The sequence below is a fragment of the Oceanobacillus zhaokaii genome (assembly GCF_003352005.1).
Taxonomy (GTDB): domain Bacteria; phylum Bacillota; class Bacilli; order Bacillales; family Amphibacillaceae; genus Oceanobacillus; species Oceanobacillus zhaokaii.
Genome location: NZ_CP024848.1, coordinates 3,799,480 through 3,812,069, shown reverse-complemented (window position 1 = coordinate 3,812,069; position 12,590 = coordinate 3,799,480). Strand labels below are relative to the sequence as shown.

Genomic DNA, 12,590 nt, shown 5'->3' with positions numbered 1-12,590 from the left:
CATTGAATTATTATACAATATAATGCATAATAATTCATACATAGTAAAATATGAGAGGGGAAATTTAAATGGGTAAAGAAAAGATCGTTCTAGCTTATTCTGGTGGATTAGATACTTCTGTGGCAATTAATTGGTTACAGGAAAAATATAATTATGATGTTATTGCTGTTGCACTTGATGTTGGAGAAGGCAAGGATCTGGACTTCGTACAAAAGAAAGCGCTAGATGTTGGTGCAATTAAGTCTTATGTCATTGATGCAAAATCACTCTATGCAAATGAATATGTGTTACCTGCACTTCAAGCGAATCTTTTATATGAAGGAAAGTACCCGTTAATCTCTGCCTTATCACGTCCGTTAATCTCGAAGATTTTGGTAGACATTGCTGAGAAAGAAGGAGCAGCAGCTGTTGCTCATGGTTGTACCGGAAAAGGAAATGATCAAGTAAGATTTGATGTTGCTTTTACTGCATTAAATCCAGATCTGCAAATCGTTGCACCTGTTCGTGAATGGGCAATGTCTAGAGAAGAAGAAATCGAATATGCAAAAGAACATAATATTCCAATTCCAATTGATTTAGATAATCCGTTTAGTATTGACCAGAACTTATGGGGACGCAGCAATGAATGCGGGATACTTGAGGATCCATGGGCAGAGGCTCCTAAGGAAGCATTTGAATTAACAGTTGATCCAGTTGACGCTCCGAATGAACCGCAAATCATTCAACTAACTTTTGAACAAGGGAAGCCAGTTTCTATTGATGGAAAAGCACTTCCACTAGATGAACTTATCTTAGAATTAAATGAAATTGCTGGCAAACATGGAGTTGGAAGAATTGATCATGTGGAAAACCGGTTAGTAGGGATTAAATCACGTGAAATTTATGAGGCGCCAGCAGCATTGACATTAATTGCTGCACATCAAGAGCTGGAGGCACTGACATTACCGAGAGAACTAGCCGAATTTAAACCAATCATTGAGCAAAAATTTGCGCAAACCGTTTATAATGGCCTTTGGTTCTCAGCGTTAACCGATTCACTGAAAGCATTTATTGAGCAAACTCAGGGCTATGTGTCTGGTACGGTAAAAGTAAAATTATATAAAGGAAGCGCCCAAGTAGTTGGTCGTGAATCAGCAAACTCACTATATGACTTTGACCTTGCAACTTATAATAAAGAAGATGCATTTGATCATGAGGCTGCATTAGGCTTTATTAAATTATGGGGATTACCAACGAAGGTACATTCTGCTGTTAATGGTACACACGTAAAGAAAGATAATTCCATTGACAAAGTTAATCTTGGAGTAAAGGAAGCTGTTAAGAAGTGAAGCTATGGGGAGGAAGGTTTACGAAACCAACGAATCAACTAGTTGATGAATATACAGCATCCATCTATTTTGATAAGAAATTAGCGAGTTTTGATATTCAGGGAAGTATTGCACATGTAGAGATGCTGAAGGCTTGTGGCATTATACCTGAAGCAGATGCAGATACAATTGCTGCGGGATTACAAACAGTGGCTAAGAAAATAGAAGATGGAACAGCAGTATTAACAGCTGAGAATGAAGACATTCATATGAATGTGGAGAAGCTATTGATTGAAGAAATCGGTGCTGTTGGTGGAAAACTGCACACAGGCAGAAGCAGAAATGACCAAGTAGCTTTGGATATGCGACTGTATTTACGTGAAGCAATTATTGAGATTACTGAATTGATTGTCGGTGTCCAGGAATCCTTATTAAATCAAGCGAAAGCAAATCTAGACACGGTCATGCCTGGTTATACCCATTTGCAGCGAGCACAACCAGTACTATTCGGTCACCATATGATGGCATATGTCTTTATGTTTCAGCGTGATGTAGAAAGACTGATGGATAGCTTTAAGCGCGTAAATAAATCCCCGCTTGGTGCAGGTGCTTTGGCGGGGACGACTTTCCCAATCGATAGGCATCTTGTTGCTGATAAACTAGGCTTTACAGGTATAAGTGAAAACAGTTTAGATGCAGTGAGTGACCGTGATTTCGTTGTTGAGTTTTTAGCAAATGCATCCTTGATTTCTACACATTTATCAAGATTATGCGAAGAAATTGTTCAATGGTCAAGTGCAGAATTCAATTTCGTTGAACTGGATGATGCATTCTCAACGGGCAGCAGTATGATGCCGCAAAAGAAAAACCCGGATGTTGCAGAGCTTGTCCGAGGAAAGACAGGGCGTGTTTATGGCCATTTAATGGGAATGCTAACGACTTTGAAAGGCTTGCCGCTAGCATACAATAAAGACATGCAAGAGGACAAAGAGGGTATGTTTGATACAGTCGAAACGTTAAGAGGTGCATTGGCACTATTTGCGCCGATGATTGAGACGATACAAGTGAAAAAAGAAAAGATGGATGCCGCAGTACGTGAGGATTTCTCAAACGCAACTGATCTAGCAGATTATTTAGTTGGGAAAGGGATGCCATTCCGTGAATCCCATGCAGTAGTTGGTCAGGTAGTGCTAGCTTGTATTAATGATAATAAATATTTACTAGATATGTCACTAGAAGAATTCCAGTCGTTCTCCAATTTAATTGAGTCCGATATTTTTAATGTATTGCATCCAGAGACTGTCGTTAATGCGCGTGATGTTGCTGGTGGAACAGCAAAAAATCGAGTAGAGGAACAAATAACGACGGCAGTAGCAGCCATGAAAGAGAGTAATAACTGGATTCAATTGCAAGTGAAAACAATCCGTGTTTTATCAGAATAATCTTTAAAAAAGCTAGAGTGGATGCCCGCTCTAGCTTTTTTAATTCTAGTATTATTCTATGATTTTAAATAATTTGCTTGCAATATTAGAATATTTAGGTATAATTACTTACAAGTTTCTTTTTAATGGAAACAACGAAAATTTTCAGAAAAATGTAGTTAAGGGGGATTTACAATGAGAGTAAGAAATTGGATGCTTCTACTTGTATTTGGTTTATTGCTAAGTGTAGTAGTAGCATGTTCTGGCGGAGATACAGAGGACGCACCAGAGGCTGAAGGAGCAGGAGATGATTCTGCTGCAGAAAACGGGGAACAAGTACTTAATCTAACAAATCCAGAGGCGATTCCATCCATGGATCCATCGCTTGCAACAGATGAATCTTCATTCGTCTATTTAGCAGCGACAATGGAAGGATTATATCGATTAGATGAGAATGCAGCACCTGTAGATGGCATGGCGACAGACCATGAAGTAAGTGAAGACGGGTTAACATGGACATTTACACTACGTGAAGATGGCAAATGGGCAAACGGAGATCCTGTAACGGCACATGACTTCGTATATGCATGGCAACGTGCAGTAAACCCAGATACCGGTTCTGAATATGGTCCATATATGATGAATGATGTAATTAAAAATGCTACAGCAGTAAGCAGTGGAGAACTTCCAGTTGAAGAATTAGGGGTAAAAGCAGATGGCGATTTCACATTGGTAGTTGAACTAGAAAATCCTACTGCATACTTCGAAACACTAACATCGTTTGGTACGTTCCTGCCGTTAAATCAGAAGTTTGTTGAAGAGCAAGGAGATCGTTTTGCTACGAGTTCCGAAACGGTACTAGGAAATGGTCCATTTACAATTGAAAACTGGGAAAGTACAAGTAATTCTTGGGAACTTGTGAAAAGTGAAGAATATTGGGATGCTGAAACAGTCCAATTGGACAAGCTTACATTTGAAGTGATTAAAGAACCACAAACTGCTGTTGATTTATACGAAACAGGTAAAGTTGACCGTGTGGATTTAACATCGGATCTAGTTGACCAGTATGCATCACATGAAGATTATGCTGTAGCAGCAGATACATTTGTTTACTTTATTAAGTTCAACCAAACAACAACAGAAGCACTTGCAAATGAAAATATTCGAGCTGCTATTAGTAGAGCATTCGATAAACAAGCATTAGTTGATGAAATTCTTAATAATGGTTCATTCGTTGCAAATGGTTTAATTCCAGCTGACTTCACACCACTGCCAGATGGTGGCGATGATTTCAGAGCTGTTAATGGAGACCTAATGACATATGATACAGAAGCAGCAGCAGAATTCTGGGATAAGGGCTTAGCAGAGCTTGGAACAGATGCAGTGGAGCTTGAATTATTAGTTGATGATGATCAAACAACAAAAGTAATGACAGAGTACATTGCGAATCAATTACAAAAGAATTTACCAGGATTAACAATTAAATTAAAACAAGTACCAAAAGAACAACGACTTGATTTGGATACAAACATGGATTATGAATTACAAATTTCTAGATGGGGTCCAGATTTCCTTGATCCATTTACTTACATGAATCTTTGGACAACAGATAGTGGTAACAATAACATGGGCTACTCAAATGCAGAGTATGATGAATTAGTGAAGGCAACAGCTTCAACGCTTGCAACAGATAATGCTGCACGCTATGAGAACTTCCTGAAAGCGGAGAAGATTTTATTTGAAGATGCTGGAATCGCACCAATCTATCAAAGCTCACGTGCACAGTTAGTTTCACCAAAAGTAGAAGGTGTTTTCATCAACCCATTCGGAGCACCATATGAATACAAATGGGCAAGTGTAGGCTCAGCAGAATAGTAATTAAAGAAGAGTATGTGCTACTTAAAAAGTGGCATATGCTCTTTTTGTATTCAATTGTATTGTAATCTATATGAAGTGCATACTAGAAAAAATTGTGATGCAATTCTGGATGGAGAGGTCTATTAACAAATTTAGTTAGTTCACACTTTACCTCACCTAATCATTATCATTCTCTATCTTGAAAGGAAATAAACTTTTTAGAATGCAGCCTTAACGTAAATATAAAGATTTCTTAATGTTATTGTGTATCCTCTGAAAAAATCGGGTATGCATAGTATAATTGAATATAATAGAAAGTGTAATCAATTAGAAGTAAGAAAATAATGAATAGTAAATAAGTAAGGAGAAATTAAATGAAACTTATTGCATCAGATTTAGATGGTACTCTTTTAAATGAAGACGGTATTGTTAGTGAAGAAAATGCCCAAGCGATTAAAAAGGCGATCGATCAGGGGATTAAGTTTGTTGTTGCGACGGGGAGATCTTATGAGGCAGCTAGTAAGCCACTTCAAGCTGTAGGCATCACCAGCCCGATAATTAGTTTGAATGGGGCTGTTTCCTATGGAGAAGATCAGAAAATTATTAGCAAAGTCGCAATGGATAAAGAGGTTTCGAGACAAATCCTAGCAAGTTGTCAGAAAAGGGATATGTATATTGAGTTTTTCACAAATGATGGAATGTATTCCGGCAGCAGAGAGTATTTCCTTCAAGTTCTTGTTGATATTATGAAATCTGCAAATCCAGATATCTCAGATGAAGAAGTTCGAGAAAAGGCTGCACTTCGATTCCAATCGGAGCCAGTAACATTTATCAATGATTATGAGGAAATATTTTCGATTGACAATGTTGAAATATATAAAATTTTAGCTTTTTCCCATGATAAAACTAAATTAGCGGCTGTTCGTGAGGAATTATCAGAGGAATCAGGGATTGCTATTACCTCTTCAGGTGATATTAACCTGGAATTTAATCATCCAGAAGCACAAAAGGGTATAGCATTAAAAAGCTTTGCAGCTAGTTTGGGTATCGAGATGAAGGATGTAATGGCTTTAGGCGACAATTGGAATGACGCGAGTATGCTTAAGATGGCTGGTCGCGGGGTTGCAATGGCGAATGCTGAGGAAGGTATAAAAGAGCTTTGTGAGTATTCGACAAAGTCAAATATTGAGGATGGCGTAGCTGCAGCGATAGAAGAGATGCTGCAGGAAGCTATGGTATAATAGGTAATTGATATGTTTACACTGAGCAAATAGGAAATTACTATATCTCCCTGTCTGCTCAGTGTATTAATTTATAAAATTAAAATTATTCCTAATTGAGGAACAGTGATAAACCGCTTGCAAAAGAAAACGCAATCAATTATAATAAAATTAATCAGAGGATTGTTACTGTTTGGCAGGCAAAACCTGAATTGATTAAATATATAGAGGGATTGCTTTCTATATTTTTAATTGATTCAGGTTTTTATTTTTGAGAGGGAAACGTGATAATAATGTTAATTAAAAGGGTATTCAATAATAATGTCGCATTGACAGAGGATTTAGATCATACGGAAATGGTTGTTATGGGTAAAGGTCTAGCTTTTCAAAAAAGGCCAGGCGACGAGATAGATACCGAAAAAATTGAGAAGACCTTTATCACCCCTTCCGAAGGCTTTGCTAACAAACTATCTGAACTACTTGATGAAATACCTTATGAAATAATGGTTCTTGCAAAAGATATTATCGAAATGGCAACTAGCGAATTAAATACGGAATTAAATGATTCCTTATACTTGTCACTAGCAGACCATATACACTTTGCGCTCACTAGGTTAAAGGATGGAATTCCAATAAAAAATGCGCTGATGTGGGAAGTGCAAAAGTTCTATAAAGATGAATATCAAGTTGCGCGCAAGGTATTAGAACTTATTGAAGCAAGAACAGGTCAACGATTACCAGAGGATGAATCGGCATCCATTGCCCTTCATTTATTTAATGCAAGACAAGACTGCTCTAGAATGGAAGAGACTGTGAAGATGACGGCTATCGTCGGTGATATTAGTGATATTGTAAAGTACCATTACAGCATTAATTTTGATGTAGAGTCAATGAATTATAGCCGATTCATTACACATCTTCGTTATTTTGCTTACCGAATGCTACGCGGAGAACTAAATGACGATCAAAATGATATGCTATATGAGCAAGTAAAGATGCAGTATCCCGAAGCTTTTGAATGCAGCAGAAAAGTACAAGCCTACTTAGAGCGAGAGTATCAAATGCAGATGACCAAAGACGAACTTGCTTACTTTATGATTCATATTCAAAGGGTTACAAGTAGAGAGAAAAGTTAATACACATTATAGGATTGTTACTGGTTATGCAGGCAAAACCTGAGGAGAATACACAAGAATGGATTTATCGCCTTTTTGTGATCTTTTCAGGTTTTTTATTTTGTAGTCAAGTAAAACTACAAAGCTATCTAATCAAAAGGGAGTGAAAGAAATGATTAATAAACAATTAGGAGACAAAATTATTGAGTTAGTCGGTGGAGAAGATAATGTAAATTCCCTTGTCCATTGTGCAACAAGATTAAGATTTAAGTTAGATGATAGCAGTCAAGCGAATGATAAGGCATTAAAGGATCTTCCTGATGTGCTTACAGTAGTAGAGAAGGGTGGACAATATCAAGTTGTCGTAGGAAATAAAGTTGGAAAAGTTTATACAGAAATCATGAACAATCATAAAATTAGTGCAGGAGATTCTGAAAATGGCAATAAAGATGATGGGGACAAAGAGAAGGTTGGCGTTGTATCCAAAGTCTTTGAATATATTTCGGGAACATTTTCTCCCTTAATTCCAGCGCTTGCTGGTGCTGGAATGATAAAAGCTTTACTTGCGGTTCTTTCTTTAATTGGATGGATTGACGTTGAGGGTTCAACGTATGCCGTATTAAATGCTGCATCGAGTGGACTATTTTACTTCTTGCCAATCTTTGTAGGAATTTCTGCAGCGAAGAAGCTGAATGTAAATCCGTTTGTTGGGGGGACCATTGCAGCTGGATTGCTAGATCCGAACTTTACGGCTCTTTTAGCAAGTACAGGCGATGTAAACTTTATGGGGATCCCGCTCGTTATGTCGGATTATGCATCAACCGTATTTCCATTACTAATCGCAATGGCAATCTATGCACCGTTAGAGCGATTCGTTAAAAAATATACACCAGATACGATTCAATTATTCTTTGTACCAATGGTTGGTATATTAGTAATGGTACCATTAACAGCATTAGTATTTGGCCCGTTTGCACAATACATTAGTGCAGCTATTGCAGGTGGAATTACCTTCATGTTAGATTTCTCAGCAATTCTAACTGGTGTTATCATTGCGGCTATTTGGCCAATATTAGTTATTTTAGGTGTGCATTGGGGTATTGTTCCAATTATGATCGATAACTTCTCTCGTGGTGGAGATGCAATCGGACCAATCACGGCAGCAGCTACTTTTGCACAAATGGGTATCGCATTTGGTATCTTCCTGCGCTCACAAAATAATAAAAATTTACGATCTCTATCATTTGCAGGTACTTTATCAGGCTTATTTGCAGGGGTAACGGAGCCGATTCTATACGGATTAATTCTGCGATATAAAAAATTACTTCCGTTATTATTAATTGCAGGTGCAATTGGTGGTGCGATTATTGCAACATTTGATGTACGAGTATTTTCATTTGTATTTAATAGTGCCTTTACTATTCCGGCTTATTCACCAATTATGGGCTATGTCATTGGAATTGGGGCAGCATTTGTAGCAGGAACAATCTTAGCATTTATCTTCGGAACAGAAGGTAAGAAAAAAGAAGTTAATACAGAAGAAGTACCAAAAGAAAAACCTGCGGTAGCTCCTGTATCAGAAAGAAAAGAAAGAATTGAATTGACTGCACCAATTACAGGTGAAATGATTCCATTAGAAGATGTTGATGATCCAGTATTTTCAAGCGGGGCAATGGGTAAAGGTGTTGGAATTGAACCAAATGAAGGTGTAGTTGTTGCGCCATTTGACGGAAAAGTAGTAACAATTTTCCCTACAAAACACGCAATTGGATTAGTAAGTGATGCCGGCGTGGAAGTATTGATTCACGTTGGGCTCGACACCGTTCAGTTAGATGGTAAACATTACGAGGCATTTGTTGAAACTGGCGATGTTATTAAAAAAGGTCAGAAGCTTGTAGCCTTTGATATAGAAGGAATTAAAAAAGATGGCTACAAAACGACAACACCTGTCATTATCACAAATACAGCAAACTATTTAGATGTTTTACCAACAGCATCACGTTTTGTTAACGTTGAAGAAGAGATTCTAACTATTGTTAAATAGATATCTATTTAACAACAGAGAATATAGATAAAAATTCTAAGAAGGAGAGATAGTATGTCACAATTTAAAGCAAAATTTCCACAAGGTTTTCTTTGGGGAGGAGCAACAGCTGCAAACCAAATCGAAGGTGCATTTGATGAGGATGGTAAAGGATTATCAGCGGCTGATTTTGTTGAATACATTCCGAAGAATGAACGTACAAAAGATACTGCAATAGAAGTTACATCTGAGCAAATCAGACGAATATTAAGTGGTGAATCTACTGCACGTTATCCGAAACGCGAAGGAATCGATTTCTATCACCGCTATAAAGAGGATATCGCATTGCTAGCAGAGATGGGCTTTAAGGCATTCCGGCTTTCCATTCATTGGTCACGAATTTTCCCGAATGGCTATGATGAAATGCCGAATGAAGCTGGATTACAGTTCTATGACAATATATTTGATGAATTAGCGAAATATGATATTGAGCCAGTTGTGACACTATCTCACTATGAAACACCTTATGGCCTGACGGAAAAATATAACGGCTGGGCAGGTCGTGAAACAATTGATCATTTCGTACGCTATGCTGAAACAGTATTTACAAGGTACCGTGATAAAGTAAAATATTGGATTTCATTTAATGAAATTAATATGATTACAATCAGTCCATTTACTGGAGGCGGAGTCGTATCAGATAAAGAGAAAAACCCGGAACAAGCGAAATACCAAGGCTTGCATCATCAGTTCGTGGCAAGCTCACTGGCTACAAAGAAATTACATGAAATTATTCCAGGTGGTCAAATGGGTTGTATGCTTGCGAGAATGAGCACATATCCATTCACACCAAACCCAGAAGATGTACTCAAGGCACAACAGGATAACCAAGCAAACTTATTCTTTACAGATGTACATGCTCGTGGGGAGTATCCGAAATATATGGATCGTTTCTTCGCAGAGAATGGCATTGAAATTGTAAAAGAGACAGGCGATGATGAAATTCTAAAACAATATCCAGTTGATTACATTTCATTCAGCTACTATATGTCAATGCTATCCTCTGCATCACCTGAAGGAGAAGTGACGGAAGGGAATCTGATGAATTCGTTGAAAAATCCTTATCTGCAAGCTTCAGAATGGGGCTGGCAAATCGATCCAATTGGTCTGCGAGTTGCATTGAATGATCTGTACGATCGTTATCAATTACCACTATTTCTTGTGGAAAACGGATTAGGTGCTTACGATAAAGTCGAAGAAGATGGTTCAATCCATGATAGCTACCGCATTAGCTATTTGAGCAAACACATTGAGCAAATGAGGGAAGCAATCGGTGATGGCGTTGACTTAATGGGTTACTTAGCATGGGGACCTATCGATCTTGTTTCCATGTCAACAAGTGAAATGTCGAAACGCTATGGCTTCATTTATGTTGATAAAGATGATGAAGGTGAGGGTACTTTAGCCAGAAGCCGTAAAGATTCTTTCCAATGGTATAAAGAAGTTATTGAAAGTAATGGAGAAATACTATAAGAATTGGAACTGATTTTTCTAGACCTTTTTTATAAAAACGGCCGTGCTGAGGATAGCACGGCCGTTTTTAATGTATATATAGGAAATATTAAATAGAAAGATGAGGGGGATGAAATCCTTTAATAACATGAGCGGGGACATGGTCCGAAGAAATTAGAGCAGGTTAATTTACCAAACTTAAAATAAACATGAGTTTGAGGAGAACTGGTTAAATCAAAAGAACCATAAAACAGCACAAACGAAACTGATACTAAACTTAGTTAGGAATCGCATCACTGTACCTCCCAAATTAATATTCTTAATGATATCTCTAGCATAACGAAATACTATTAAGCGAGTACTAACTGAATATTAATTTTAGGTAAATTTATAGAATAAAAGAGCGAACAGGAATACACACTGTTCGCCTCTATCATTTAGCGGATTTAACTATTGCCTTGTAATCGATTAAGCAATCGAATATTTTTTCAAGTAATCTTTTACTTCATCTGCATTCTTTAATTCCCTTTTAGGCAAGATATAGGCACTAACGGAACTATTATAGAGATAAAAGTAATCATTGTCTTCTTTGAATGCCTGAATACCAGACCAGTTCACTTTTGTTTCGTCAGTAGAAGTGGTTTCTGTTATTCCATCTTCTGTAATGATCATACGATGTTTCCCAATCAGTCCGCCATTCCGACCTTCACGAATCATTTTCTTTACATTTCTGATAACTGTTTTGTAGAAAAACCTTGGATAAAACACGATCCATATGATGCTGATAATTAAAAAAGGTATAAATGCGAAAAGAAATGGTGTGTCACCAAGCTGAGAAAATAGATAGGATATTAAGATAAAGAATATTGGTGTTAAAAATCGTTGCATCTTTAGTGAATTCATAACGGATTTAGAGTTTTTCATGTGAAAAAGATTAAAGTTCAGGTAATCCTCTTCTGTGAGGTTGTAGTTTATCTCCAACTGCTCTCCTCCTTTAAATAATGTTAATCAGTGATTAGCGTTTTATTAAAGAAAGGAATCAATCTTCGTACATTGATTCCCTTCCTTTATTAATGTCGTTTACTAAGCCATAACACACCAGATTTAGCTAATCGGGGCAGGAATCCAGTAAATGGTGTTTTCATCATGTTACCGAACCCATCAGATTTTCCTAACGAACCGAGCGTTCCTTTTAACTTTATTTCCTTAGGTGTTTTAGGTTTTTTACCTGTAAGTATCGCTAACAGCACGTCGGCAATTCTTTCGCCTTGCATACCCGCTAGCTGTGCACTAGGTGAGTAATAAGACGATGCACAATCACCTAAGACATATATATTTGGATTGCTTGGAACTTGGTAATAGTCATTGACAATTATCTTGTCTTGGTTATCCTTTGCAAACGGTAATTCACGTACTAAGTAATTCGGTCTGACGCCTGCAGTCCAAATGGTGACATCGTTAAGGAAGCAAACGCCGTTATTGCATACACCATCTTTTTCTACGTACTCTACGTTTGAATGGTGAATGACTTCTACATTTTTTTCTACAAACCAGTCTTCTACATAAGATTGAATTTTAGAATCGAATGCTTTTAATACGGAAGCTCCACGGTCGAGCAAGCGAATATTCAAGTCTGGTCTGCTCTCCCTTATTTCCGATGCGACTTCAATCCCACTTAAGCCAGCTCCGACAATAGATACCTTTCCGTAAGCTTTTAAATTGCCGACTGCGACACCGGTGTGTCGTGCCTTCTGGAAGGTTTGCACACTTTCAGTGAACTCCTCAGCTCCAGGTGTTCCGTGATAATTATCTTCACAGCCAAGACCAATAACTAAGTAATCATAGGTAAGTGGATCTTCAAAATCTTGGAAGATAATTTGCTGGTTTTCAGTGTCAATTTTTGTTATATCACGAAATACGTATTGAACGCGCTTATCGTCTGGAAACTCAACGCGCACATCTTTTTCTGCAACCGTGCCCGCCGCAATTGTATAGAATTCTGTTTTCAACGAACGAAATGGATTACGATCTACGACAGTGATATGTATGTCTTCAGGTATTTGATAATCAAGCAGTCCTGTTAATACTTTTATGCCACCATAACCCCCGCCTAATATGACGAGTTTCTTCATGTA

General features: G+C 37.6%; 9 protein-coding genes. 7 read left to right on the top strand and 2 right to left on the bottom strand.

Annotation, left to right across the window (positions count from 1 at the left end; all coding sequences use genetic code 11):
• Positions 1-68 precede the first annotated feature (68 nt).
• The 7 genes from CUC15_RS18550 (at position 69) to CUC15_RS18520 (ending at position 10,476) form a co-directional block, all read left to right on the top strand.
• On the top strand, positions 69-1,328 hold the full coding sequence (locus tag CUC15_RS18550) for an argininosuccinate synthase (protein ID WP_114918101.1): 1,260 nt from the start codon (positions 69-71) through the stop codon (positions 1,326-1,328).
• Entirely contained in the window at positions 1,325-2,749 is a 1,425-nt protein-coding gene (gene argH / locus CUC15_RS18545) for an argininosuccinate lyase (protein ID WP_114918100.1), read from the top strand. The genes CUC15_RS18550 and argH overlap by 4 nt, the downstream gene beginning before the upstream one ends.
• A 174-nt stretch (positions 2,750-2,923) precedes the next feature.
• Positions 2,924-4,603 carry a peptide ABC transporter substrate-binding protein gene (locus CUC15_RS18540; RefSeq protein WP_114918099.1) on the top strand — a complete coding sequence of 560 codons (1,680 nt, stop codon included), beginning with the start codon at positions 2,924-2,926 and terminating at the stop codon, positions 4,601-4,603.
• A gap of 356 nt (positions 4,604-4,959) precedes the next feature.
• Positions 4,960-5,826, top strand: a complete 867-nt coding sequence (locus CUC15_RS18535) for a Cof-type HAD-IIB family hydrolase (RefSeq protein ID WP_114918098.1) — start codon at positions 4,960-4,962, stop codon at positions 5,824-5,826.
• A gap of 272 nt (positions 5,827-6,098) precedes the next feature.
• On the top strand, positions 6,099-6,941 hold the full coding sequence (gene licT / locus CUC15_RS18530; protein ID WP_114918097.1) for a BglG family transcription antiterminator LicT: 843 nt from the start codon (positions 6,099-6,101) through the stop codon (positions 6,939-6,941).
• Positions 6,942-7,092: 151 nt separating this feature from the next.
• Entirely contained in the window at positions 7,093-8,964 is a 1,872-nt protein-coding gene (locus CUC15_RS18525) for a beta-glucoside-specific PTS transporter subunit IIABC (protein WP_114918096.1), read from the top strand.
• Between the two features lie 54 nt (positions 8,965-9,018).
• Entirely contained in the window at positions 9,019-10,476 is a 1,458-nt protein-coding gene (locus CUC15_RS18520) for a glycoside hydrolase family 1 protein (protein ID WP_114918095.1), read from the top strand.
• A gap of 447 nt (positions 10,477-10,923) precedes the next feature.
• On the opposite strand, the gene CUC15_RS18515 is transcribed toward CUC15_RS18520, so the two are convergent.
• Both CUC15_RS18515 and CUC15_RS18510 read right to left on the bottom strand, forming a co-directional pair.
• Positions 10,924-11,436, bottom strand: a complete 513-nt coding sequence (locus tag CUC15_RS18515) for a YcxB family protein (RefSeq protein ID WP_114918094.1) — start codon at positions 11,434-11,436, stop codon at positions 10,924-10,926.
• A gap of 89 nt (positions 11,437-11,525) precedes the next feature.
• Complete coding sequence (locus CUC15_RS18510; RefSeq protein WP_114918093.1) at positions 11,526-12,587, bottom strand: NAD(P)/FAD-dependent oxidoreductase; 1,062 nt, start codon at positions 12,585-12,587, stop codon at positions 11,526-11,528.
• Positions 12,588-12,590: the final 3 nt, after the last annotated feature.

Bases quoted from the DNA above. Each gene is read 5' to 3' on its own strand.
- CUC15_RS18540 (WP_114918099.1), top strand. From the start codon at position 2,924: ATGAGAGTAAGAAATTGGATGCTTCTACTTGTATTTGGTTTATTGCTA.
- CUC15_RS18550 (WP_114918101.1), top strand. From the start codon at position 69: ATGGGTAAAGAAAAGATCGTTCTAGCTTATTCTGGTGGATTAGATACT.
- CUC15_RS18525 (WP_114918096.1), top strand. From the start codon at position 7,093: ATGATTAATAAACAATTAGGAGACAAAATTATTGAGTTAGTCGGTGGA.
- licT (WP_114918097.1), top strand. From the start codon at position 6,099: ATGTTAATTAAAAGGGTATTCAATAATAATGTCGCATTGACAGAGGAT.
- CUC15_RS18520 (WP_114918095.1), top strand. From the start codon at position 9,019: ATGTCACAATTTAAAGCAAAATTTCCACAAGGTTTTCTTTGGGGAGGA.
- CUC15_RS18535 (WP_114918098.1), top strand. From the start codon at position 4,960: ATGAAACTTATTGCATCAGATTTAGATGGTACTCTTTTAAATGAAGAC.
- CUC15_RS18510 (WP_114918093.1), bottom strand. From the start codon at position 12,587: ATGAAGAAACTCGTCATATTAGGCGGGGGTTATGGTGGCATAAAAGTA.